Source organism: Nocardia sp. NPDC050408 (assembly GCF_044458905.1).
Taxonomy (GTDB): Bacteria; Actinomycetota; Actinomycetes; order Mycobacteriales; family Mycobacteriaceae; genus Nocardia.
Genome location: NZ_JBITIL010000008.1, coordinates 143,240 through 166,169, shown reverse-complemented (window position 1 = coordinate 166,169; position 22,930 = coordinate 143,240). Strand labels below are relative to the sequence as shown.

The window sequence follows — 22,930 nt, the reverse complement described above, 5'->3', positions numbered from 1 at the left end:
TTCTGGCGTCGGAGCTGACCCGCGCACCCTGATCGGCGGTTTCTGGTTCGTCACTTTCGAACCACGATCGCAATACACCTCAGGAACCGCTTTTGTGGTGCATAGAATGCTCACCGAACTGGTCGCGCAGCGCCGACGCCGCCTTTAGCGCAGGCGAATCCGACTCCTGGCGTGAGGCGAAGCGGGCGAACAGCGCCGCGGGGATGACGTTCGCGGGCACCGAGTGGCGGATGGCCTCCTCGATGGTCCAGCGGCCCTCACCGGAGGCAGTGGTGTAGTCGGAGATCTCCTCCAGACCCGGATCCTCCTGCAGGTCCCGCACCAGCAGGTCGAGCAGCCAGGACCGGATGGCCGTGCCGTGTGTCCAGGCCTGCTGCCCCTGGTGACGGTTCTCGATCAGATCTTCGGCGGCGAGGAGTTCATATCCCTCGCCATAGGCGTGCATCAGCCCGTACTCGATGCCGTTGTGGACCATCTTCGCCGTAGTGACCCGCACCCACCGGTCCGGCGTGGACGAGCCCGTCGGCGCGGTCGCCGGGCGGGCGCAGCGCGTCGAACACCGGCATCGCGGACCACGGTCGCGGTCCGACGTGAATCGACCAGTGAGCCAATATCCGCCTGAGCGGTTCGCGTGGTGACACTCGACGCTCACGATTGATGAACGCGACTGGGCGCAGGTTTTGTCCGGGCTCAAGCCTTGACATTGTCTGTCAACTGTATACAGTAATCCCATGCCGCTGATCCAAACCGGGCGCAAGACATTGATGGGGTACCTAGTCGAAGGGAATCTGTCTACATGAGCCGTTATGACCTGCAGGGTAGGCGTGATCTCGAAGATCGCCTCCGCAAGACGGTGGACCCCAAGCGGGGCCAGATCCCAATGTTTACGTATTCCGATCCCGGCGTGTACGAGTTGGAGCTCGAGCGCCTGTTCGGCCAGACCTGGCAATTCGTCGGCCATGTCTCCGAGATCCCGAACCCAGGTTCGTTCATCACCCGTGCGATGGCCGAGGAGTCGGTGATCGTGGGCAGAGGTGACGACTCGGTCGTTCGGGTATTCCTGAACTCGTGCCGCCACCGAGGAATGCGGTTGGCATGTGAAGACTTCGGCGAGGTCAATAACTGGCGTTGTCCTTACCACGGCTTCACTTATGGCTCCAAAGGCGACTTCCTGGGGACGTTCATGGGCGCCCCCTTCGAAAAGTCCGCGTATCCGGAGGGCCTGAACCGCGACGCGCTGCACCTGGTCGAGGCTCGCTGCGAGACCTATCAAGGTCTCATCTTCGCGACGTGGGCGAAGGAAGGACCGTCGCTTGATTCCCATCTCGGTAACGTCAAGTGGTATCTCGACCTCTTAGTCGGACGCGCGGAGATGGAAGTGGTCGGTCACCCGGAGCGTTGGGTCGTGCCGACGAACTGGCGGCTCCCGGCCGAAAACTTTGCGTCGGACGCCTACCACACCGCAACGGCGCACTCTTACCTGGCGCGGATGGGCATCGTCAAGGGCGCGGACTTCGGTCGCGACGGCTACCATGTGGACGTCGGCGGAGGTCACGGGCTCGGTGTGGGCGTGCATTTCGACGAACAAAGTTACTTTCCCGCGGAACTCGCCGGGGAGTACGAACAACGTCTGGATCAAGGGCAGCTGGACACCCTTGCCCGCATCAAGAACATGCATGGCAACGTTTTTCCGAACCTGTCTTTTCTGATCCCGAATTTCGTCGAAGTCGACGGGCAGCGGGTCAGCGGTTCGATGCTGCGCATCTGGCAGCCTGCAGGTCCGAACAAGACTCAGGTTTGGTCATGGCATTTCGTCGAGAAGAGCGCCCCTGAGTGGTGGAAGAAGCTTGGCCGGCGGATGTACACGCAAACATTCAGTGCTTCGGGCATGTTCGATCAGGACGACACGGAGAACTGGGAGTTGCAGACCCGCAATTCGGATGCTGCCCTCTACCGGGGTGAGGAGCTCATGCTGCACTACGGGATGGGGCTGGACCTGCCTACGCTGGATGCGACGGAGTTTCCCGGCCCTGGCGACGTGTATGACGGCAAGTTCAGTGAGGCTGCCGGACGTACCTATTACAAGGTGTGGCTAGACCACATTCTGAACGGGAAGCGGTGACGAACGTGTCCGGTATTGATCTCGCGACACGCGTCGACATTCAGGACTTCTACGCGATCGAAGCGGAGCTGTTGGATGAGCGCCGGTGGGAGGAGTGGGTCGATCTCTTCGGGCCGGAGGTCGAGTACACCGCACCGATCCGGGTCACTCGCAAGTCTGGGTCACCAGACATTGTGGAGGAGATCGGACACTTCGATGACACGAAGTCCTCGCTCGTCTTCCGCGCCAAGCGGCTGCGCACCGATGTGGCCTGGGCCGAGGACCCGCCTTCACACACACGGCGCCTGATCACCAATCTCCGCATCAAGCACGGCGAGCGCGAAGGGGAGCTCGCCGCGCGCACCAACTTTCTGCTGTATCGCAGTCGTGGCGACATGGGGGCCTACGACCTCATCGTCGGTGAGCGACAGGACACGCTGCGCCGGACGGAAGAAGGCTGGTTGATCAGCTCTCGTCGCATCATCATCGACCAGTCGTCGATGAGCACCAAGAATCTGGGAGTGTTCCTGTAATGAAGATTGTCGCTGACCGAGGTTTGTGCCAGGGATACGGAAATTGCGTCACCGCTGCTCCGAACTTCTTCGACCTGGACGACGCGGGCATGGTGCTGCTCCTGCGGCCCACGGCCGAAACCGCGGACGAGCAGGCTGCCGTTCGTCAGGCTATACCGGTCTGCCCGATGAGCGCGATCAGCGCCACGGATTAGGAGCGGCTCACGGTCTGGAGGGCAGACGCCCGTCTGCACACCGAAGGTGTCTACAGTCGCCAGGCAGTGTCATGAACCTCGGAAGGACCTCTCATGAGTTTCGCGATCACCTCGATCGGCCTCAGCCACATCGGTGATGCCGCAGGAACGCCGCTAGCGGGCGACGCCCTGGTGTGCGAGAGCGGCGTGATCACCTGGATCGGGCTATCCGACGATGTCGATGCGGACGCTCACGACCTCGTGATCGACGCACATGGGGCGGGCGTCGTGCCAGGGCTCATCGACTCGCACGTGCACACCACCTTCGGTGACTACACGCCTCGACAGAACACGGTCGGCTTCCTCGACAGCTATGTCCACGGTGGTGTGACACGAGCGATCAGCGCGAGCGAGGTGCACGTACCTGGACGACCGAGCGACCCCGAGGGTGTCAAAGCGCTCGCGATTGCCGCACAGCGCGCCTATCAGAATTTCCGGCCGGGCGGGATGACCGTGCACGGCGGCTCTGTGATCTTGGAACCCGGACTGACTTACGAAGACTTCGTCTATCTGCGGGAGCAGGGCGTATGGCTGGCGAAGGGCGGGTTCGGAGCAGTCACGTCGCCGCTGGACTACGTTCCGCTGGTTGCCGACGCCCGACGGGCCGGCATCGTAGTGAACGTTCACACGGGTGGCGGTTCGATCCCGGGCACTCTCGAGCGGATGGACGCCGAGTCCATGCTGCAGATCAATCCCAACGTGTCTTTCCATGCCAATGGCGGGCCGACGGCGATGGTCGCTGGGGATAACGAGCGGTTGGTTCGTGAGAGCGACATGGCGCTGCAGCTCGTCATGGCGGGGAATCTGCGTTCCTCGCTCGAACTGTGCCAGCTCGCGCGCGAGTACTCGCAGGAGCATCGTCTGCTCATCGCGAGTGACACTCCGACGGGGACTGGCGTGGTGCCACTGGCGCTCTGGCATCTCTGCGCGGAACTCGTGTCGCTCGGCGGCCTGCCGGTGCATCAAGCGGTGGCAAGCATGACCGGTCACGTCGCTGACGTCTACGGACTCGATGCCGGCCGCTTGGAAGTCGGCCGACCGGCAGACTTGCTGATCCTCGATGCGCCACTCGGCTCTGCCGGTGACACCTGGGCGGAGGCACTGCAGGTCGGCGACGTGCCTGGGATCTGTGTGGCCGTCACAGACGGCGTTGTGCGCTACACCAAGAGCCGCAACACTCCCGCCGCCCGTCGCAACGTGAGCGTCAAGGGAGCTCTCGCTGCGCCGTCGTCGAGCGGCCATTGAGTTACCCACACGCGAAAGAACAGGATCGATGAACGACTTCGAAGTCCGCGCTTGGTACACACATGTCGAGCAGATCAATTCTGACAGCGGTCCGGCTGTGGCCGAGCCCCTGGTCAAGGCCGCCGTCACCGCAGTCATCAAGAACCCCTACGCGGGCCGGTACAGCGAGGATCTCGGCGATTTGATCGCGCCGAGCGCCGCGTTGGCGATCGAGCTCGTCGCGCGATGCAAGGCAGCGCTCGGGGGAGCCGAGGCCGAAAGTTGCGGTAAGGGTGCCATCGTCGGCATGGACGGCGAGCAGGAGCACGGAGTGGCGTGCTTGACGACCCCGTTCGGCGATGCGATGCGCAACGGAATCGGCGGCAACGGATGGGTTACCTCGGCCACCAAGATGGGCACCGCCGGAACCGCGATCGACATTCCCCTCGCTTACAAGAATGCACTGTTCGTGCGCGAGTTCTATGACGCCATCACAATCTGCGTTCCCACCGGACCGCGTGCCAATGAGATCGCCGTGGTCGCCGCTCTCGCTACGCGCGGCCGTGTCCATCACCGGATCGGTGGGCTCGCGAAGCACGAGGCGATCGGGGATGGCCTGCGATGAGCAAGGGGCTGCTCTTCTCCCAGATGGCTCCGCCGAAGGACTGGGAGGCCGACTTCGAAGACTGGTACGAGACCGAGCACATCCCCGCGCGGATGGAAATCCCTGGTTTCTCCCACGCGCTGCGCTACCACACCGACACGGACCCCTGGCACCTCGCCGCGTACTTCATCGACGACATGGCCGCGCTCGAGACACCGCAGTACAAGGCGCTGAAATCAGACCCGTCTGAACGCACCGCGCGCATGCTCGCCAATGTCACCGGATTCACCCGTTACATCACAGATCAGATCTCCGACACAGCCGACCACGCCCCGTCGGCCCTCACGGGAACCGACCACAGCCTGTTCGTGGTGGCGTTCGGCGTTCCGGAAACGGACCGAGCGGAATTCGAAGGTTGGTACGAGGAGGAGCACGTCCCACTGCTCATGGAGGTGCCTGGCTGGCTACGGGTGCGCCGCTACCTGGTCCGGCCAGGATTCGACGGCCCAGTCTGGTCCCACCTCGCCCTGCACGAGATCGCATCGCCGGAGGTCCTCGACGCGCCGGAACGCGACGCGGCACGGAACACGCCGCGACGAGACGCGCTTGCTTCGCGGCCTTGGTTCACCAGCGGCCGCTGGACCTACCGGCCGATCTCGATCGCCCACTCCACCACGAAAGGAAACTGACTATGGCACTTCCTTACACCCGCGGCGAGGCCAAGGACCGGGCAAGGAACGAATGGGTCGGGGCATGCAACGTGACGCTCCCTTCCTTCAGCGAGGACTTCTCCGGATTGAACGAGGCTGGTATTCGCCACGACATCGCCCGGGCAGCGGAGCTCGGCTTCTGGGGCACCCTGGTCGCGTCTGAAAGTGGCACCACCTTCGAGGAGTACAAGCGGTTCCTCGAGGTAGCCGCCGAGGCGGCGCCGGAGGGCTTCAAGCTGGTTTCGCACCTCAGCTTCGATACCGTCGCCCAATCGGTCGAGGCGGCCAAGTTGTCGCAGGACCTCGGAGTCGAGGCGGGCCTGCTGTCATATCCGCAGAGCTTCCGGCCGAAGAGTGCTGGTGAGATCGTCGAGCACACCCGGTACGTTGCCGAAAGTTCGGACCTCGCGATGATCCTGTTCGCGGCGACGGCGTGGGGCTTCAAGCCGCTCGCCCCGACCGGGTTCCCGTTCGCCGCGCTCGAGCAGATGAGCAAGATCGATACCGCGGTCGCCCTCAAGTACGAGGGCGGAGGCAGCGCACAGTTCTCCGCGCTCACCGAGGTTGCCGACAAGCTGGGTGACGACCTGATCGTCGAGTACCCGCAGGAGCAGCTCATCCCGGCGCAGGCCCGGCTGCTCGGCACGCGATGGTGGGGCACCAGCGCCTACGAGTCGTTCGGTGACAGGGTGCCACGAGTCATCGAGGCTCTCCTGGTTGGTCGGTCGGATGAGGCGTATGAGACCTTCTGGAGCTACAACCCCGCCCGCGAGGCAAAGGGCGCATTCCACGCATCGTTCGCTGGTGCGAATCTCATCCACCGGCAGGGGTGGAAGTACCTGGGCTGGCTCAACGGTTTCAACGGCGGGCAACTGCGTATGCCGACGATGCGCCTCGCCCCGGGACAGATGAAGTCCTTGCGGGCAGGGCTCGAGGCATCCGGATACGATCTGCCCGCCAATGACGACCTTTTCTACACGGGCAGGGTCTGATGACCCTTCACCTCGATAGTGCCGCAATCAAGCAATTGTGCGACGAGGAGATCGCGTTCGCGGCCGCGCAGCTTGCGCTCGAGGGCCAGCGCGAAGGTCGCTTCCAGTTGCCCAAGCGCATCGACGTCAACGTGGCCAGCGGGTTCTTCAGGGCGATGCCCGCCGCGTTGGGTGACTACATGGGTGCCAAGGTGATGACACTCGCCAAGGGCGTCGGCAATCGCTACCTACTGCTCGTGTACCTGCAGGAAACCGGCGAGCTGTTGGCTACGCTCGACGCGTCCGAGATCACGAGACTGCGCACAGCGGCCACGACCGCGCTCGCCGGCAGTCTCATGGGGAGCGGCGGAACGAGCGTGCTCGGCCTGGTCGGTACCGGCTTCGAGGCTGAAGGGCACCTGCGGGCCTTCGCGCGGATATGGCCGCTGGAGAAGGTGCTGGTGTACAGCCGTTCCGAAAAGAGGCGTCGGAAGTTCGCCCATCGGCTGCAACGAGAGCTCGGCATTATGATCGAGCCGGTCGACAGCGTTGCCAAGGTCACAAGCTCGTGCCCGGTCGTTGTTCTATGCACCAAGAATGCAGAGCCTGTCGTCGATGGGACGACGTTCGCTCGTGACGCGGTGGTCCTGTCGATCGGATCAACCCGATCGGACCTGCGCGAACTCGACGACGCCACGTTCGCTCGAGCGAGGGCGGTGGTCGTCGATGACCCGGCGTCGGTACTCGCCGAGTCGGGCGACGTGGCGTCAGCGGTTGCTTCAGGTGCGATCGCACCGGAATCGCTGATCTCGATGGCGGACTGGAATCACGACCGCGCGGCCGGGGCCTCCGCGCGCGACCTTCTGATCTTCAAGTCTGTGGGCACCGCTCTGCAGGACTTGGCCCTCGCGGCGGTGCTCATCCAAGGAGCGGTGGAGCGCGGCATCGGCCGAGAGATCGGCGTCATTACCGAACTGAAGGCAGGAAAGTGAGCATCCGAGAAGACATGACCATTCGGCCAGATGCCGCGGCGGCGGCGGCAGACATCGCAAGCGGTCTGCTCATCGATGGCGAGTGGACGCGCGCCGAGTCCACCTTCGATGTCCTGGACCCCGCGACCGGCACCGTAATCGCCGCGGTTGCGGACGCCGGTGTCGAGCAGGGACTCGCTGCACTCGACTCGATCAGCCGTGCCGCCCCTGCCTGGGCACACACCGCATCTCGCGAACGTGCGGAGATCCTGCGTCGCGCGTTCGACGCTGTCATCAGCCAGCGGGAGGACTTCGCGCGTCTCATCTCCGCGGAGATGGGCAAGCCTTTGTCTGAGTCGCGTGCCGAAGTCGACTACGGCGCGGAGTTCTTGCGGTGGTACTCCGAGGAGGCGGTCCGTCCCGAGGGTGAGTACCGCCGTTCACCCGACGGCGGGTCGCGCCTACTCGTTGCGCGTCGACCGGTCGGACCGTGCCTGCTGATCACACCGTGGAATTTCCCGCTCGCGATGGCGACCAGGAAGATCGGTGCTGCACTCGCTGCCGGGTGCACCGCCATCATCAAGCCGGCTGCGCAAACACCGCTCTCGACCATCAGACTCGCACAGGTGCTGGTCGAGGTCGGGCTTCCGGACGGCGCGCTGAACGTCATCACCACCACGACGGCGGGCAAGGTGTCGACTGCGCTGCTTGCGGATGGTCGCATCCGCAAGATCTCGTTCACGGGGTCGACCGGCGTAGGCCGTGTCCTCATCTCGCAGTGCGGGCAGCACGTCGTGCGGCCGTCGATGGAGCTCGGCGGGAATGCCCCGTTCATCGTGGACGCTGACGCTGATGTCTGGCGCGCGGTCGACGGCGCCATGCTCGCGAAGATGAGGAACATGGGTGAGGCATGCACGGCCGCGAACCGCTTCCTGGTGCATCGCTCGGTGGCGCCGGTGTTCTCTTCGCTGCTTTCTGAGCGGATGGCTGCGCTGAAGGTCGGCCATGGCCTGGATCCCGAGACCCAGGTCGGCCCGGTCATCGACGAGGCGGCTCGCACTGGTCTGGCGGAGCTGATCGAGGATGCCGTCTCGCGGGGCGCCAAGGTGACCACCGGTGGGCGCGCGATCGACGGTCCTGGCACCTTTTTCGAGCCGACCGTCGTCACCGATGTGCCTACCGACTCGCGTATGTTCGGCGAAGAGATCTTCGGACCGATTGCCGGGATCACTGTCTTCGACGACCTGGATGAGGCGGTCCACCTGGCGAATGACACGGAGTACGGCCTTGCTGCCTACCTCTACTCGGGAAACGTGGAACGCGGACTGCGCACAGCCGAGCGACTCGACTTCGGGATGGTCGGACTGAATCGGGCGATCGTCTCGAACGCGGCCGCACCGTTCGGCGGGATCAAGCAGTCCGGGCTCGGACGCGAGGGCGGAAGGGAGGGCATCAATGACTACCTCGATCTCCAGTACGTCGCCATCGACGCCTGAGCTCGTGAAGGCCGCACCCGGCACGGTTGAGCGCATCGTGCTCACCGTCCCTGACCCGCAGGCAACGGCCGAATTCCTATCCAGCGGTCTGGACATGGAGATCGTCGAGAACGACGGTCGCCTTCTCGCCGTGTGCGACGGCGAGTACGGCTCCGGACGGGGTCAGGGCGCGATCGAACTGGTGGCCGGCGACGAGCTGGTCGTTGACAAGCTGATCTTCGCGCTTCCCGCTGACGCTGAGCTCGATCAGTTGCAGCGGATGCTCGGTGGCTCCCGGACCGACACGAGTCTGGAGCTGGTGGAACCTGCCACCCAGGTCACCGTGGTGTTCGAGGTGGGCGCCCAGCTCGCGGTCGCGGTTCCAGACGCTTCTGTACTACGTCCGCGGCGCATGGGGCACGTGAACCTCAAGTCGCCCCAGCCCGCCGAGACAGCCTCGTTCTTCCAAGATGTCATCGGACTGCGTCTTTCGGAGTACATCGGCGACGCGCTGTTCTGGCTGCGCACCGATACTGAGCATCACAACGTCGCGTTGCGACCAGGTGGGCCAAGAGCAGTTCACCACCTCGGGTTCGAGGTCGCTGGCTGGCATGCCTACCAGCCGATCCTGGACCGCTTGGGCACTCGTGGGTACAAGGTCGAGTACGGACCGGGGAGGCACCGCCCGGGGCGGAGTCTTTTCACTTACGTCTGTGACCCCGCATCGGGCCTCCGGGTCGAACTTTTCGCAGATATGGTCCACATCCCGGACGGGTCGACACCGCCAATCGCGTGGGAACCCGGCGACCGGATGACGAAGACTCTCAACACATGGGGACCCTTGCCGCCGGAAAGCTTCTTGGCCTGACTCTGCGATCCCTGTGGCAAAAGGATCAGCCAGAGAAGTATTCTGTTTACATGTTGGGTGAAGTGGACTTGTCGGTCATCGACGTGAAGGCGACTCAGCTGGGTCGTCGAATCACCGCGGACTACATTGCCGATGCGCTGCGCACCGCCATCAACACGGGGCAGATACCCGACGGGGCCGCCCTGAACCAGGTCGAGCTTGCGAGCCGCTTCGGTGTCTCGCGCGTTCCTGTTCGCGAGGCGCTGCGACAACTGCAAGCTGAGGGACTTCTCGAATCTCGCGCTCACCGGCTGGTGCTGGTACGCGGGACCGATCCTGAGCGACTTGTCGAGGTGTTCTCACTGCGGGCCCTCATCGAGGGTTGGCTCGTGGAACAGGCAGTCCCGCGCATCGACGCTGGCACGATCCGGCGTGCCAGGGAGATCAACGAGAAGCTGCGAACCGAGTCTGAGCATCCCGTCTGGCTCGAGCTAAACACCGAGTTCCACCGGCTGCTGTTCGCTCCGTCCGGTGCACAGACAGCGCTCGAGTTGCTCGAACCGCTCAAGCAGCGTTCTGAGCGGTACACACGCTTGTGGTCGCGCGACATCGACATTCATCGTCCCGTGCAGACCTGCTCGGAGCATGACGAGATCTTGCAGCTTATCGAGGCCGGCGACGCCGCCGGCGCTCGGGTCGCGTCCGAGAAGCACGTGCATCACACCTGCGAGGCAGTCCTTGCCGCGGGCAGATTGCAGGCGGATAGAACCTCGTGAACGCCATTTGCGTCATCGGCGCCGCACAGTGAAGTGACAGCCGCGCGAAGACGCTCGGTCGCAGGGAGAAGTACTACTCACCCTTGACTTCAGCTACAACTGTCTACAGTATTACTTCTACACTTTGTCGTCCAAGAAGGGGTGCGTCGTTGGCTGAATCCGATGGTGCCCGGTTCGGCTCCGATGTGATCGTTGACCTGCTCATCGAGGCCGGCGTCGAGCACGTGGCGTTCAATCCAGGCGCGAGCTTTCGAGGCTTACATGATTCGCTGGTACACCGCGAAGGCTCTCCGCAGATCTCGCTGTGCATGCATGAGTCGATCGCGGTGTCGATGGCGCAGGGGTATGCAAAGGCCGCCGGAAAGCCGATGGCAGTTCTACTACACAATGTCGTCGGACTGCAGAACGCCAGCATGTCCATCTACAACGCGTGGTGCGACCGCGTACCGGCGCTATTGATCGGCGGCACCGGGCCCAAATCCAAGCCGCGCAGGCGGCCGTGGATCGACTGGATTCACACCGCGTCGGTACAGGCGAACATCATCAGGGACTTCGTCAAGTGGGACGACGAGCCGCACGACCTCGAGAGCGTGGAGGAGTCTTTCGCGCGGGCTCTTGCCGCCACCCGCAGCGCTCCGTGCGGTCCGGTGTACCTGTGCTACGACGTCGACCTGCAGGAAGACCCGGTCCCGGAAGATTTCGTGCGTGAGGGGATAGGTCAGTACCCGGTGCCGAGTCCGCCGGCTGCATCGGCCGATGACGTTGCATGGATTCTCCAGGCCATCGAGGGTGCGCAACATCCTGTGATCCTTGCCGGTTACGTCGGTGAACAACCAGAGTCCTTCCAAGCGCTCGTCGACCTTGCCGAGGCTTTCGGCGCACCGGTGATCGATACGGGGGTACGACACGCGTTTCCCACGACGCACCCGCTCGCGGCCATGCACGTAGCTGGGTTGCTGGAGTCCGCAGATGTCGTGCTCGCTCTTGACGTCGAGGACCTTCACACCCCATTGCGCCACCGGCTGGTCGACGATCCCACCCTGACCTTGCTCAACGTGTCGCTGTCAGGGTTGAAGCTGCGTGCCTGGGCACACGACTACCAGGCGATGGTTCCCGCCGAACGGCTAGTGACGGCGAGCGCGGATTCCGTGGTGTCGGCGCTACTGAGCAAGCTGCGTGAGCGTCCGTTGCCCGAGGCGAAGGTCGAGGCGCGGCGCACAGCTGTCAGCACTGCGATATCTGCCGCGAGGCTTGCGTGGCGGCGCCAGGCCAGTGCCGCTGAGGCTCGTGGAGTCGTCCCCCTTGAAAGGGTGCTCTATGAGCTTTCAAAGGCCCTCGAGGGAGTGGACTTCGTCCTCGGTGGAGGCACGGGAGCTCGCCTGGAGCACAAATACCTCGCACTGGACCGCCCTCGGCAGTACACCGGATGGGGCGCTGGGGGCGGCCTCGGCTACGGCGTCGGCGGAGCGCTCGGCACTGCACTCGCGCAGCCACCGGGAACCATCACCGTCGACGTCCAGGCCGACGGTGACCTGCTATTCCTGCCGTCTGCACTATGGACCGCTGCGCACAAGTCGCTGCCGGTCCTCTTCGTTGTGAACAACAACCGGCAGTACGGCAACACGGTCGAGCATGCCAGCAGAATCGCTGAGCATCGTGGACACGACGACGGCACGCGTTACGTGGGCGCCGGCCTGGCGGATCCGCCGGTCGATCTGGCCGCGATGGCCAAGTCGTTCGGCGTCTGGGCCTCGGGCCCCATCAGCACCGTCGATGCCCTGACGCAGCAGCTCGCGGCCGCCGTCAAGATCGTTAGTTCGGGCAAGCCGGCCTTGATCGACGTTCTTACCCCCGGATTCTGAGTCCTGAAAGGACAATCATGACTGACGCCAAGGTCGCCGACCCGGTTTCGGCCTACGTCGACTCGCAGAACTTCAGAATGCTCATCGGCGGCGCTTTCGTCGAGGGCGTCGATGGTGGGGTGCGCGAGGTGTTCGATCCTTCCACTGGAAGGGAAATCACCCAGATTCCGCTCGCCGGTCCCCGCGATGTCGAGGCCGCGACCGTCGCAGCCCAGGAAGCGCAGCCTGGCTGGGAGGGCCTTGGCGTCGCTGGACGCGCTGCGTGCTTCGAACGCTTCGCCGAACTCATCAAGGAGAACCGGGACCGGCTCGCGATGCTCGACGCCATCGATTGCGGCAACCCGGTGAAGGCGATGCGCATAGACATCGATCTTTGCGACGCCTACCTGCAGGGCTGGCCGGCGTTCGCGAGGTCCTTGAGCGGTGACGTCATCCCGGCAAGCCCGGGGAACCTGCACTACACGGCGCACCGGCCCTACGGTGTCGTGGGTCGTATCACCGCGTTCAATCACCCGGTCATGTTCGCGATCACCCGCCCGCTGCCGTCTCTGATCACCGGCAACACGCTGGTGATGAAGCCGTCTGACGAGACGTCGTTGTCCACGCTGGCGCTGGCCGAGCTGTTCAACGAGGCATTCCCGCCGGGTGTCGTCAACGTGGTCACCGGTGACGGGGCGACCGGTGACGCCATTGTGACCCATCCGAGCATCAAGCGGCTGGCCTTCACCGGCTCGGTGCCTACCGGTCTGCTGATCCAGCGTCGGGCAGCCGAGTCTGGTTATGTGAAGAGTCTTTCCCTCGAGCTCGGTGGCAAGAACGCCATGGTTGTCTTCCCTGATGTCGACATCGATCTCGCCGTCGAAGGTGCCATTTTCGGAATGAATCTGGACGTGTGCCAGGGACAGTCCTGTGGGTCGAATTCGCGGATCATGGTGCACAGCAAGATTTATGACGAGTTTGTCGGCCGCATGGCGGCCAGGCTCGACGAGTTCCGAGTCGGGGTCGCCTATGAGGAGGGCACCGATGTCGGCCCGGTGGTGAGCAAGGCGCACCTGAAGCGGGTCATGGGTTATATCGAATCGGGCGTCGCCGAGGGGGCCTGCCTGGTTCGTGGCGGATCACGTCCTACCGACCTGCCGGAGCACGGGAACTTCATCGAGCCGGCGCTCTTCGCCGACGTCACGCTCGATATGCGCATTGGTCGTGAGGAGATCTTCGGCCCCGTGATGTCTGTCTTCCGATGGGACGACTACGACACCATGATCGCGGAAGCCAACGGCCTGGACCTCGGCCTGACCGCAAGTGTGTGGACGAACGACCTTGCGATCGCACACAAGACCGCGGACGCGCTCGATGCAGGCTACGTGTGGATCAACGACTCGACCCGGCACTATTTCGGCACGCCGTTCGGCGGGTCGAAGAACAGCGCACTGGGACGCGAGGAGTCGAAGGACGAACTCCTCACCTATCTCGAGCACAAAGTCGTGCACACCCGTCTGGGCGACCCGAAGGTGTCGCTCTCCAGGCTCCTGTCCTGAGCGACGCGAGTGCCATGTACCTCTCACACGCCGAAGGACAAGCCAGATGAGTAACCCGTTCTACTCCTATTCGCCGATCGTCGACCGCCCGATTCGCAGCCTTCCCGCTGGCAAGCGGATTGCGGTGTGGATCGGACTCAACATCGAGCACTACGAGTACGGCAAGCCCGCGCTCAGCGTCGCCCAGTTCACGGCCGACCTCACCCCGGACCCGCTGAACTTCGGATGGCGTGAGTACGGCCCCCGGGTTGGAGTGTGGCGGATGATCGAGATGTTCGACCGCCTCGGCATCCAGCCCACGGCGATCCTCAACAGCGAGGTGATCGAGCAGCACCCGGCCATCGTCGCGGCCGGAGTCGAGCGCGGCTGGGCATGGGTCGGCCATGGGAAGAACAACTCGACGTGGCAGGTCGGGATGGAACGTGAGCAGGAGAAGGCGTACCTGACCGAGGTAGCCGACCGCATCGAGGGCGCTACTGGCAAGCGGCCGAAAGGCTGGCTCGGTCCCTCGATCACGGCGGGACCGGAGACGAACAACCTCCTGGCGGAGGTCGGTTATCAATACTGCCTCGACTGGGGGATCGACGACGAACCGTTCCCCTTCGATGTCGCCGGCGGAACGCTTGTCTCGGTGCCGTACAGCACCGAACTGAACGACATTCCGTTCTACGCCCTGCGGGGCCAGACCGGCCCGGATTTCAAGCAGGCGCTGATCGACCAGTTCGATCAGATGTACGCCGAGGGCGAGACGCGCCCTCGGATCATGGGTTTCGGCCTGCACCCGTTCCTCAGCGGCCAGCCGTTCCGGCTCCGGTATGTCGCGGAAGCGCTCGAACACATGGTCCGGCACGAGGACGTCTGGTTCGCCAACTCTGACGACGTCGCCGAGTGGTATCTCGGTGGTGACCAGTGATCGGGTACCGCAACGTCGTCATCGTGGGGGCTTCGCTCGCCGGTCTCCGTGCCGCTGAAGCCCTGCGCCGGGAAGGATACATCGGTCGGATCACGATGCTGGGCGACGAGCCCGAGGATCCCTACGACCGGCCACCGCTGTCCAAGGAGGTACTGCGCGGGGAGCAGTCGCTCGATGACATCCGGCTGCCGGGTTCGGACGAACTGGACGCGACGTGGAAGCTCGGGTCGCCCGCCGTGGCCCTCGACCCGGACGCGCAGGTCGTGATCAGCGGCGACGGTGAGCGCATCGAGTACGACGGCCTGATCCTGGCCACCGGAAGCAGCGCCCGCACACTGCCGGTGTTCAATGCAACCCGGCCCGACGTCCATACGATTCGCACGATCAACGACGCCCAACGGCTCACGGCAGCTCTGCAGCCCGGGACGCGGCTGTTGATCGTGGGATGTGGCTTCGTCGGCGTCGAGGTCGCATCCTCCGCGACGTCGTTGGGTGCGGAGGTGACGGCCATCAGCATGGACCCGCCGGTGGTGCCAGCGGGTCCTCTCGCCAGCGATAACGCCGCGCGCCTGCTGCGTCAGTCCGGTGTCGAACTGCACCTGGGTCACACCGTCGCCCAAGCCGACCCCACCGGCCCGGGCTACCGCGTCACAACCTCCACCGGTGACGAGCTTGCGACAGACCACGTTGTCGTGGCCGTCGGCTCTGTCCCGAACGTGGGGTGGTTGGCCAGCGCCGGCATTGATGTAAGCAACGGGCTCCAGTGCGACGAAACATTGCACGTCATCGGCTTGGAGAACGTGGTCGCCGCCGGTGACATCGTGTCCTGGCCGAACGCCACCTTCGGCGGTTCACGGATGCGAGTCGAGCATTGGAGCAACGCGGTCGAGCAAGCTGGGGCCGCAGCGAAGACACTGCTGGCCGGGGCCGCGGCTGTACCTTTCGCGTCGATTCCGAGCTTCTGGTCCGATCACTTCGGCATCCGGCTGCAGAGCGTAGGACTGCCGGGGAAAGCGAACCGATTCGAGGTGACCGGCGGCGACGTCCCCAGTGGAGTGTTCTGTGCCGAGGCCTACACCGGCGACGTCCTGGTCGGCGGCGTGAGCTACGGAATGCCTCGACCGCTCCTTTCGATCCGCATGAAGCTCGCCCGCCACGGCGTGGCGCTCGAACCGGTGCAGGACTGACCCGGTGGGTTGGCTGGAGAGCGATGTCGCCATCATCACTGGAGGCGGCTCGGAAATTGGTCGGGGCATCGTGCACCGTTACTCGAGGAACGCTGCCGGGTCGTGGTCGCTGATCTGGACGGGTTACGGCTCGCAAAGAATCAGGACGGAGCTCGGTGAGAGCGTGGAGACTATCTTGCCGACGTTCGTGACTACGCCCAGAACGCCGCTACCGTCCCCGAGGCGATCGACACGTTCGGGAATCTCGACATCTTCGTGGCGAACCCAGATACGGGGGACAGGTTCACCGAACTGGTCGACCTCGCCCCCGAGAACCTCGACGCTGCGTTCACGCAGATCTTCGAGGTCAACGTCAAGAGCATCATCGCTGGCACCAAGGCTGCACTGCCCGAACTGGTCAAGTCCACGGGGTCTTTTGGTTCTCACCCTGTCGAACTCGTTCTACCCGGAAGGGGGAGGCGTTATGTACATCGCCAGCAAGCATGCCGGGCTCGGTGTCATACGGCAGCTCGCTCACGAATTCGCGCCGCACGTGCGCGGGAATGCAGTCGCGCCCGGCGCCCCCCGGACCAACAACACCAGTCCTGCCGTTTTCGCCGCGACCGGGAGCGGTCCACAGCGTCCGAGGCAGGACGTGGCTGGTCGTGTGGCCCCCTTCGAAGCGACCATGCCGCTGGGAACCATGGCAGATCCGGCCGCTGACCATGGTGCCATCTACGTGCTCGTCGCCTCACGCACCCCGGCGCTCGTCATCACGGGCACCGTCATCGAGTCCGACGGAGGTCTCGGAGTCCGAGGTCTGCGGCGGGTGCGCAGCGGTGACGACCTCCCCCGACGAATTGCGAACCGCTGATGCAGCGGACTACCAGCGTGGCAGTCGTTGGTGCCGGCATTGGCGGCCTCGCACTCGCCCACGCGCTTGCGTCACGCGGCTTCTCCGTCCAGGTCTACGAGCAGGCACACCAACTGGCCAGACTCGGCGCCGGAATCCAGCAGAGCCCGAACGCGGTCAAGGTGCTGCGCGAGCTCGGCCTCGAACCGGCACTGCGAGCCAGAGGTTTCCAGCCCAGCTCCTTCATCCACCGCGATGCCCGATCCGGCGAGATCACGAACAACATCCGACTGGGCGCCGGAGCCGAGGCCAAGTACGGGGCCCCGTACCTGCTGCTCCATCGTGGAGACCTGCATCAGGCGCTGCTGGAATCCCTCCCGCGCGGTACGGTCACGCTCGGACGCCGATTGGTCGGTCTCGACGACCGCGGCGACAGGGTTGATCTCACGTTCGAGGGTCGCGCGACCGCTCAGGCCGAGATCGTGGTGGGCGCCGACGGTGTCCACTCCACCGTCAGGCAGGCACTGTTCGGGGACGCGCAACTCCGCTACAGCGGACGAGTCGGCTACCGAGCCACAGTGCCGGCCGAGCGCCTCAATGGCACAACCATCGACGACAACACCAAGTGGTGGGGTCCCGATCGGCACCTCATCGCCTACTACGTCACTCGAACACGCGACGAGCTCTACGTGATGGGCACGATTCCCGAGCCAGACTTCGCCCTCGAGTCGTGGTCGGCAAGTGCGGACGTGCGACAGTTCCGCGCGGCCTTCGAGGCGTTCCACCCGACCGTCCAGACGATGCTCAACGCCGTCGACACGGCGCACAAATGGGCGTTGGCAGATCGCACCCCGATGGCGAGCTGGAGTCGAGGCAACGTTGTGCTCATCGGAGACGCCGTGCACCCGATGATGCCGCACATGGGCCAAGGTGCGGCCATGGCATTGGAAGACGTGGCCATCCTGACCCGATGCCTCGACGAAACCGACGCAGACTGGGTGCAGGCGTTCGACAGGTACAGGGCAGCGCGTCATCGGCGTGCGTCCGAGATGCAGATGATCTCTGCCGGCAACACATTCGCGCGCAGCGACAAGGACACGGTCGACTGGCTCTACGCCTACGACGCGTGGCTCGACCCACTGCCGACGACCAGTCCGAACGGATCGAGCACTTCGTCCGGCGCGGCATGATGCCCGACGCGCCCAGATCGCCGGCGCGGGCATTGGGGCCCAGGCTTGGGCGCATGCTGGCGATGAACGGTTCGGACGGTGTGCGTGAACGAGGGCGCGGCCGAGATTCGCGAGGCCGGTGCCGGCGTATCTGCACCTGACGAGAAAGCCCAGTCCCGCGATCGGAGTGCTTCAGCTAGCCGTGGTCCGGTTCGCCGGCTGCGTCTTTGCGCGACGTCGCTCGAGAGTGCGCCGATCCAGTGGGGTCGCGATCTTGGCTGTTCAAGCCAACCCGCACCGCGCGACTCATGGGAACAATGTCTTCGCTCGCTTGCGGCCGACCTACCGACTGCCAGATCAACGCCTCGTAGTCGGGGCAGTCGTCGAGGCACTCATGGTGGGCGCACTCCAAGGACTGCGACACGAACGCTTCCGCTCGGCGGAGATGCTCGATCCTCTGCTGAAGCTCTTTGACATGCGTGCGAACGGTTTCTCGCCACTGTCCGCCCGGCTGAGACCGGTCGAGGATCTCCCCGATGGCGTCGAGGCTGAAGAGGCCGGAGCGTTGCCAGAACAAGATGATGGCGAGGCGGCGTACTTCGGAAGGTCCGTACCAGCGACGGCCACCATGCTGGCTGGCTGGTGCGATCAGGCCCCGCGACTCGTAGTAGCGCAGGGTCGACGCCCGCACGCCGAACTGCCGCGCTACAGCGTCGATCGGCATGAGCTCCGTCTGTCGGGTTCCGCGGGTCCTACTCGTCTCGGCCACCTTGAGCACCCCTCACATTCTCTCCTCGGAACGCTTGCGTTAAAGCCGGGTTGAACTTACATACTGTATACATCTTCGCCGCCGTGGTCCAGTTCGGTCACCCCGGCTGCGACGGTTCCCGCTAGACCGCGGCCGCCCCGGCAGTTCACCAGATTCCAGAACAACGCTGCGGCAGCCGAGAGACACGACGACCAGAAGGGACCCGATGACCACCACGCCCCAGCGCGTAGGAGCAGCTACGCGCACGATGCTTGCGAACGGGCAAGTACTGGAGGACATCGTCCAGCCGGACGAGGGCCTGATCTCGCGCCGCATCTACTCCGACCCGGAGATCTTCGAGATGGAGAAGGAGCGCCTGTTCGCCAAGGGTTGGTTCTTCGTCGGTCATGACAGCGAGATCCCCGAGCCTGGAGATGTGATCACCCGCATCGTCGGTATGGACCCGGCGCTGTTCGTGCGTGACGACGACGGCGAGATTCGCGTATTCCTGAACTCCTGCCGGCATCGCGGCATGCGCGTGTGCCGAACCGATCGCGAGAACACGTCGTTTCTTCGCTGTTCCTATCACGGCTGGGTGTACAAGAACACTGGCGATCTGGTCTCGGTTCAGGGCGAGAGCTTCTACGGTGAGGACGAACTGCAGAAGGAGAAGTTCGGTCTGATCCCCGTGGCCAAGTTGGGTTCCTACCACGGTCTGGTCTTCGCTACCTGGGATCCTGAGGCGCCCGAATTCGACGAGTTCCTCGGCGATATGAAGTACTACCTCGACATCATCATGAACCGCACCGGCGGCATGAAGGTTGTCGGTACGCCGCAGATATGGGAAGCCGAGACGGGGTGGAAGTTCTCGGCCGACAACTTCACCGACAACTTCCACGTCTACTTCGCTCACCACAGCCTCGTCGAGCTCGGAATGCTGCCCAACGACCCCGATTTCGCCGGCCGTGGCGAGCTGATCGTGGCTGAGGAGGGTCACATTCTCCACATCACCGCGGGAGCACCGACCGACGAGTACCGATACATGGGTCTTCCGCAGCAGCTGAGAGACAAATTCCCCGAGCATCTGGACGCCGAACAGGTCGAGATGGCCAAGGGCCTTGCCTATAGCGCCGGTACGGTCTTCCCGAACTTTCACTGGATGCAGCTCATGAGCAGTGGCACCATCGGTCAGAGCGACGTGCCGTTCCTGAACCTGCGGCTCGAGGTCCCAGTGAGCCCTACTCGCTCTCGGATGTGGTCCTGGTTGCTGATCGATAAGGATGCCGACCCCGAGTACGCGAAGGCCTCCTACGAGACGTACGTGCGCACGTTCGGTCCAGCCGGTATCTACGACCAGGATGACATGGAGAACTGGGAGGACTGCACCCGGATGTCGCTGGGCCCCGCGGCCCGCCAGAACACGATGCACCACCGGATGGGTCTCCATCGCCCCGTCGACAAGACCTGGCCCGGTCCCGGCAGCGCTTACGACGTCGCATACGGCGAGATGACGCAACGTAGTTGGTATTCGGCCTGGCTCAATTTCATGACTCAGGGCTGGGCTGGCCGCAAGACAATGGATGAGGGACAGACTCGATGACCTCCCAAAAATCGCTTGCAAAGTTTAGCGATCTGCCGCCCGTCCTGCCCAATACCGAACTCTACGGCCACGTAGCGGAGTACTACAACGCCGAGGCCGATCTGCTCGATTCCTACGAGTACATGCAGTGGGTCGAGCTCTTCACTGATGACTCCACCTACCGCATGCCCGTGCGCACCACGCAATTCCTCATCGACGGCGAAGGTTTCCAAGACTTCGACTTCATGATCGACGACTGGAAGACGCTCTACACGAGGGCGAAGCGACTCGAGACGGAGTTCGCGTGGGCCGAGACGCCGCCCTCACGGACGCGGCACTTCGTCAGCAATCTGCGCGTCGCCACTGACCCCGAGGCCGACGTCCTCGCCACTCGCGCCAACTTCATGGTCACGCGCACCCGGCAGGACCGCGACTACCAGCTCTTCACCGGCTCTCGCCACGATCGACTGGTCCGCGAAGGTGATTCGTTCAGGATTCGCAATCGTCTCATACTCGCGGACCAGACAGTGATCACCGGCACGAACCTGAGCATCTTCTTCTAGGCAGACGGGATGCAGCAGACAGATAGGTTCGTCTCACTAGTGCCGGTAGGTGATCTCAAGGAGGGTTTCCTCTCCTCGCAGGTGGTCGAAGGGCGTGCGGTGGTCGTCGCCAGAACAGCCGACGGCGTTTACGTATACGACGCCACTTGCCCGCACGCCGACTTCCAGTTCACCGCTGCACGCTTGCGTGGCGGATGCGAGATCGAGTGCCAAATGCACGGTGCGCGCTTCAAAGCTGACGCAACCGGCGAAGTGACCAAGGGCCCCGCCAAGGAACCCTTGTGGGTCCTGGAGTCGCGAGTCGTCGACGGCATGGTGGAAGTACTGCTCGACTGGTGACCGGGTTTGTCCGGTCTCCACATCACGATGCACACAACAACGAAAGGTGCGCAATTATGGGTTGGCTCGAAGGAGAGGTGGCGATCGTCACCGGAGGCGGTTCCGGAATCGGTCGTGCCGTCGTAGACCGCTATGTCGTCGAGGGCGCCAAGGTGGTCGTCTCGGACATCGAAGAGGCGGTGCTCAAGGAGGTCAAAGGCGATCACGGCGACGCCGTTAGCACTATGGTCGCCGACGCCCGCTTGATGGAGGACAACCAGCGGCTCGTGCAGCACGCTGTCGACACATTCGGCAAGTTGGACATCTTTCTGGCCAACGCCGGCATGGGCGACCGGTTCACTGAACTCGTGGACATTCCGGACGACAAGGTCGCCGACGCATACCGCCAGGTATTCGACATCAATGTCATGGCCCCGATCCTCGGGGCGAAGGCGGCGATGAAGGAACTGGTGCGCACCAATGGCACCTTCATGATCACATTGTCGAATTCGTCGTACTACCCCGATGGTGGTGGGGTCATGTACATCTCCAGCAAGCACGCCGCACTGGGCATCATCCGTCAACTCGCCCACGAGTGGGCCCCCGCCGTCCGCGTGAACGCGGTTGCGCCGGGAGGAACGAAGACGAACATTCGTATCCCCGAGGCCTTCGGTCTCGACGAGAACGGCCAGCCGATCCGGGCTCACTCGCACCCCTCCAACGCCGATGCCGAGGTCGAGCGCGTGACGCCGCTGCGCACGCACTCCGACCCGTACGACCACACCGGTGCGTTCGTTCTAGTGGCGGCTCGTGCCGAGAACAAGGCGATGACGGGCACTGTCATCAAGAGCGAAGGCGGGCTCGGAGTTCGAGGCCTGCGGCGTGTCCGTGGCGGCGACGACCTCTACGAGCGTTTCTTCGGGACGAAGGCCTGAGAACGTGAAGGTTCTCCTCACCGGTGACCATGGCATCCTCGGATCGGTGGTGCGTGCCGAACTGGAGTCGGCCGGGCACGATGTGACCGGGTTCGACCTTGCCGATGGCGGCGATGTGATGGACGCGGCAGCGGTGGCCGTATCGGCAGCGGGCCATGACGCCATCGTGCACCTGGCCGGGATTCCTGGCGACCAGGAAGATCGTCCTGACCAGGTGATGGCCGTGAACCTGATCGGAACATGGAACGTCTTGCTCGCCGCGAGGTCTGCTGGGGTGCAACGGGTGGTGTTTTGCTCGTCAGGTAAGGCGCTAGGGATGCTGGAGCGGAACCCTGAGTACCTACCCGTCGATGACGCACACCCTGGCCTACCCTCGCGTCCGTATGCGCTGTCGAAGTGGCTTGCGGAGGAAATGTGCCAAGCGTTCACTGCTGAGACGGGGATCGCCACCATCTGTCTCCGTCCGGTGTTCGTGGCCGATGAGGCGGCATGGAGGGCCTTCGGAGGTCTCGAGGACCTTCCGCCTGCGCGCGGGGCGGCGTGGCACCTAGGCGCCATCGTCGATGTGCGCGACGTGGCTACAGCATTTTCCGATGCGCTTCGTTGCCCCGACCCTGGGCACGTGCGGCTCCTCCTCTGCTCGGACGAGGTCGGATCAGACCACCCGTCGGTCGCCCTGGTCGCCCGTCACCTCGCTGACGTCCAGTGGCGGCAGGGCACGAGGCCGAACGAGGAGTCGCGGAGGGCGCTCATCGACACCGCCGCGGCCAAGGCTGTGCTCGGCTGGTCGCCGAAGCACGGCTGGTCAGACAAGGGCGGATACTCCTGAGACGTCCGGCAG

At 64.1% G+C, this 22,930-nt stretch carries 22 protein-coding genes and 2 pseudogenes; 22 read left to right on the top strand and 2 right to left on the bottom strand.

What is annotated here, in order from left to right; all coding sequences use genetic code 11:
• Positions 1 to 79 precede the first annotated feature (79 nt).
• A pseudogene (locus tag ACIBJI_RS24235) lies at positions 80 to 569 on the bottom strand (6-phosphogluconate dehydrogenase); the annotation flags it as partial.
• Positions 570 to 796: 227 nt separating this feature from the next.
• Between ACIBJI_RS24235 and ACIBJI_RS24230 the strand changes: the two are divergent.
• The 17 genes and pseudogenes from ACIBJI_RS24230 to ACIBJI_RS24150 all read left to right on the top strand — a co-directional run bounded on the left by ACIBJI_RS24230 (position 797) and on the right by ACIBJI_RS24150 (position 17,967).
• Positions 797 to 2,122, top strand: coding sequence for an aromatic ring-hydroxylating dioxygenase subunit alpha (locus ACIBJI_RS24230; RefSeq protein ID WP_397085945.1), 1,326 nt, complete (start codon positions 797 to 799; stop codon positions 2,120 to 2,122).
• Positions 2,123 to 2,127: 5 nt separating this feature from the next.
• Complete coding sequence (locus tag ACIBJI_RS24225; RefSeq protein WP_397085943.1) at positions 2,128 to 2,634, top strand: aromatic-ring-hydroxylating dioxygenase subunit beta; 507 nt, start codon at positions 2,128 to 2,130, stop codon at positions 2,632 to 2,634.
• Positions 2,634 to 2,828 (top strand): ferredoxin, encoded by a 195-nt coding sequence (locus ACIBJI_RS24220; protein WP_397085941.1) that lies wholly within the window; start codon positions 2,634 to 2,636, stop codon positions 2,826 to 2,828. The genes ACIBJI_RS24225 and ACIBJI_RS24220 overlap by 1 nt, the downstream gene beginning before the upstream one ends.
• 93 nt (positions 2,829 to 2,921) lie before the next feature.
• Positions 2,922 to 4,112: an amidohydrolase family protein gene (locus ACIBJI_RS24215; RefSeq protein ID WP_397085938.1), complete on the top strand. Its 1,191-nt coding sequence runs from the start codon at positions 2,922 to 2,924 to the stop codon at positions 4,110 to 4,112.
• Between the two features lie 28 nt (positions 4,113 to 4,140).
• The gene (locus ACIBJI_RS24210) at positions 4,141 to 4,716 is read left to right on the top strand and encodes an amino acid synthesis family protein (protein ID WP_397085936.1); all 576 of its coding nucleotides are present in this window, start codon (positions 4,141 to 4,143) and stop codon (positions 4,714 to 4,716) included.
• Positions 4,713 to 5,384 (top strand): EthD domain-containing protein, encoded by a 672-nt coding sequence (locus ACIBJI_RS24205; protein ID WP_397085934.1) that lies wholly within the window; start codon positions 4,713 to 4,715, stop codon positions 5,382 to 5,384. Before ACIBJI_RS24210 ends, ACIBJI_RS24205 begins: the two co-directional genes overlap by 4 nt.
• 2 nt (positions 5,385 to 5,386) lie before the next feature.
• The gene (locus ACIBJI_RS24200; RefSeq protein ID WP_397085932.1) at positions 5,387 to 6,397 is read left to right on the top strand and encodes a dihydrodipicolinate synthase family protein; all 1,011 of its coding nucleotides are present in this window, start codon (positions 5,387 to 5,389) and stop codon (positions 6,395 to 6,397) included.
• Positions 6,397 to 7,368 carry an ornithine cyclodeaminase family protein gene (locus ACIBJI_RS24195; protein WP_397085930.1) on the top strand — a complete coding sequence of 324 codons (972 nt, stop codon included), beginning with the start codon at positions 6,397 to 6,399 and terminating at the stop codon, positions 7,366 to 7,368. The genes ACIBJI_RS24200 and ACIBJI_RS24195 overlap by 1 nt, the downstream gene beginning before the upstream one ends.
• Positions 7,369 to 7,382: 14 nt before the next feature.
• Positions 7,383 to 8,843, top strand: a complete 1,461-nt coding sequence (locus tag ACIBJI_RS24190) for an NAD-dependent succinate-semialdehyde dehydrogenase (RefSeq protein WP_397085928.1) — start codon at positions 7,383 to 7,385, stop codon at positions 8,841 to 8,843.
• On the top strand, positions 8,803 to 9,690 hold the full coding sequence (locus tag ACIBJI_RS24185; RefSeq protein WP_397085926.1) for a VOC family protein: 888 nt from the start codon (positions 8,803 to 8,805) through the stop codon (positions 9,688 to 9,690). Before ACIBJI_RS24190 ends, ACIBJI_RS24185 begins: the two co-directional genes overlap by 41 nt.
• Positions 9,654 to 10,445: a GntR family transcriptional regulator gene (locus tag ACIBJI_RS24180; protein WP_397085924.1), complete on the top strand. Its 792-nt coding sequence runs from the start codon at positions 9,654 to 9,656 to the stop codon at positions 10,443 to 10,445. The genes ACIBJI_RS24185 and ACIBJI_RS24180 overlap by 37 nt, the downstream gene beginning before the upstream one ends.
• Positions 10,446 to 10,594: 149 nt before the next feature.
• Positions 10,595 to 12,307, top strand: coding sequence for a thiamine pyrophosphate-binding protein (locus ACIBJI_RS24175; RefSeq protein WP_397085922.1), 1,713 nt, complete (start codon positions 10,595 to 10,597; stop codon positions 12,305 to 12,307).
• Between the two features lie 77 nt (positions 12,308 to 12,384).
• Positions 12,385 to 13,845, top strand: a complete 1,461-nt coding sequence (locus ACIBJI_RS24170) for an aldehyde dehydrogenase family protein (protein ID WP_397085920.1) — start codon at positions 12,385 to 12,387, stop codon at positions 13,843 to 13,845.
• A gap of 46 nt (positions 13,846 to 13,891) precedes the next feature.
• Positions 13,892 to 14,758, top strand: coding sequence for a polysaccharide deacetylase family protein (locus ACIBJI_RS24165; protein WP_397085918.1), 867 nt, complete (start codon positions 13,892 to 13,894; stop codon positions 14,756 to 14,758).
• A gap of 23 nt (positions 14,759 to 14,781) precedes the next feature.
• Positions 14,782 to 15,945: an NAD(P)/FAD-dependent oxidoreductase gene (locus tag ACIBJI_RS24160; protein WP_397085916.1), complete on the top strand. Its 1,164-nt coding sequence runs from the start codon at positions 14,782 to 14,784 to the stop codon at positions 15,943 to 15,945.
• A gap of 189 nt (positions 15,946 to 16,134) precedes the next feature.
• Positions 16,135 to 16,798: pseudogene (locus ACIBJI_RS24155) on the top strand (SDR family NAD(P)-dependent oxidoreductase); the annotation flags it as partial.
• A 17-nt stretch (positions 16,799 to 16,815) separates the two neighbouring features.
• Positions 16,816 to 17,967 carry an FAD-dependent monooxygenase gene (locus tag ACIBJI_RS24150; RefSeq protein WP_397085914.1) on the top strand — a complete coding sequence of 384 codons (1,152 nt, stop codon included), beginning with the start codon at positions 16,816 to 16,818 and terminating at the stop codon, positions 17,965 to 17,967.
• Positions 17,968 to 18,142: 175 nt separating this feature from the next.
• Here ACIBJI_RS24150 and ACIBJI_RS24145 read toward each other — a convergent pair whose 3' ends face one another.
• Complete coding sequence (locus ACIBJI_RS24145) at positions 18,143 to 18,670, bottom strand: MerR family transcriptional regulator (RefSeq protein WP_397085912.1); 528 nt, start codon at positions 18,668 to 18,670, stop codon at positions 18,143 to 18,145.
• Between the two features lie 250 nt (positions 18,671 to 18,920).
• On the opposite strand from ACIBJI_RS24145, the gene ACIBJI_RS24140 reads away from it, so the two are divergent.
• The 5 genes from ACIBJI_RS24140 to ACIBJI_RS24120 are packed head-to-tail and all read left to right on the top strand — an operon-like array spanning position 18,921 to position 22,918.
• On the top strand, positions 18,921 to 20,294 hold the full coding sequence (locus tag ACIBJI_RS24140) for an aromatic ring-hydroxylating dioxygenase subunit alpha (RefSeq protein ID WP_397085910.1): 1,374 nt from the start codon (positions 18,921 to 18,923) through the stop codon (positions 20,292 to 20,294).
• Positions 20,291 to 20,836 (top strand): aromatic-ring-hydroxylating dioxygenase subunit beta, encoded by a 546-nt coding sequence (locus ACIBJI_RS24135; protein ID WP_397085908.1) that lies wholly within the window; start codon positions 20,291 to 20,293, stop codon positions 20,834 to 20,836. The genes ACIBJI_RS24140 and ACIBJI_RS24135 overlap by 4 nt, the downstream gene beginning before the upstream one ends.
• 9 nt (positions 20,837 to 20,845) lie before the next feature.
• Positions 20,846 to 21,175, top strand: coding sequence for a Rieske (2Fe-2S) protein (locus tag ACIBJI_RS24130; RefSeq protein ID WP_397085906.1), 330 nt, complete (start codon positions 20,846 to 20,848; stop codon positions 21,173 to 21,175).
• A gap of 56 nt (positions 21,176 to 21,231) precedes the next feature.
• Positions 21,232 to 22,089, top strand: coding sequence for an SDR family NAD(P)-dependent oxidoreductase (locus ACIBJI_RS24125; protein WP_397085904.1), 858 nt, complete (start codon positions 21,232 to 21,234; stop codon positions 22,087 to 22,089).
• Entirely contained in the window at positions 22,043 to 22,918 is an 876-nt protein-coding gene (locus ACIBJI_RS24120) for an NAD-dependent epimerase/dehydratase family protein (protein ID WP_397085902.1), read from the top strand. The genes ACIBJI_RS24125 and ACIBJI_RS24120 overlap by 47 nt, the downstream gene beginning before the upstream one ends.
• Positions 22,919 to 22,930 lie beyond the last annotated feature (12 nt).

Bases quoted from the DNA above. Each gene is read 5' to 3' on its own strand.
- ACIBJI_RS24210 (WP_397085936.1), top strand. From the start codon at position 4,141: ATGAACGACTTCGAAGTCCGCGCTTGGTACACACATGTCGAGCAGATC.
- ACIBJI_RS24165 (WP_397085918.1), top strand. From the start codon at position 13,892: ATGAGTAACCCGTTCTACTCCTATTCGCCGATCGTCGACCGCCCGATT.
- ACIBJI_RS24130 (WP_397085906.1), top strand. From the start codon at position 20,846: ATGCAGCAGACAGATAGGTTCGTCTCACTAGTGCCGGTAGGTGATCTC.
- ACIBJI_RS24215 (WP_397085938.1), top strand. From the start codon at position 2,922: ATGAGTTTCGCGATCACCTCGATCGGCCTCAGCCACATCGGTGATGCC.
- ACIBJI_RS24190 (WP_397085928.1), top strand. From the start codon at position 7,383: ATGACCATTCGGCCAGATGCCGCGGCGGCGGCGGCAGACATCGCAAGC.
- ACIBJI_RS24185 (WP_397085926.1), top strand. From the start codon at position 8,803: ATGACTACCTCGATCTCCAGTACGTCGCCATCGACGCCTGAGCTCGTG.
- ACIBJI_RS24145 (WP_397085912.1), bottom strand. From the start codon at position 18,670: ATGCCGATCGACGCTGTAGCGCGGCAGTTCGGCGTGCGGGCGTCGACC.
- ACIBJI_RS24170 (WP_397085920.1), top strand. From the start codon at position 12,385: ATGCTCATCGGCGGCGCTTTCGTCGAGGGCGTCGATGGTGGGGTGCGC.
- ACIBJI_RS24230 (WP_397085945.1), top strand. From the start codon at position 797: ATGAGCCGTTATGACCTGCAGGGTAGGCGTGATCTCGAAGATCGCCTC.
- ACIBJI_RS24220 (WP_397085941.1), top strand. From the start codon at position 2,634: ATGAAGATTGTCGCTGACCGAGGTTTGTGCCAGGGATACGGAAATTGC.
- ACIBJI_RS24125 (WP_397085904.1), top strand. From the start codon at position 21,232: ATGGGTTGGCTCGAAGGAGAGGTGGCGATCGTCACCGGAGGCGGTTCC.
- ACIBJI_RS24200 (WP_397085932.1), top strand. From the start codon at position 5,387: ATGGCACTTCCTTACACCCGCGGCGAGGCCAAGGACCGGGCAAGGAAC.
- ACIBJI_RS24135 (WP_397085908.1), top strand. From the start codon at position 20,291: ATGACCTCCCAAAAATCGCTTGCAAAGTTTAGCGATCTGCCGCCCGTC.
- ACIBJI_RS24205 (WP_397085934.1), top strand. From the start codon at position 4,713: ATGAGCAAGGGGCTGCTCTTCTCCCAGATGGCTCCGCCGAAGGACTGG.
- ACIBJI_RS24140 (WP_397085910.1), top strand. From the start codon at position 18,921: ATGACCACCACGCCCCAGCGCGTAGGAGCAGCTACGCGCACGATGCTT.
- ACIBJI_RS24180 (WP_397085924.1), top strand. From the start codon at position 9,654: ATGGGGACCCTTGCCGCCGGAAAGCTTCTTGGCCTGACTCTGCGATCC.
- ACIBJI_RS24195 (WP_397085930.1), top strand. From the start codon at position 6,397: ATGACCCTTCACCTCGATAGTGCCGCAATCAAGCAATTGTGCGACGAG.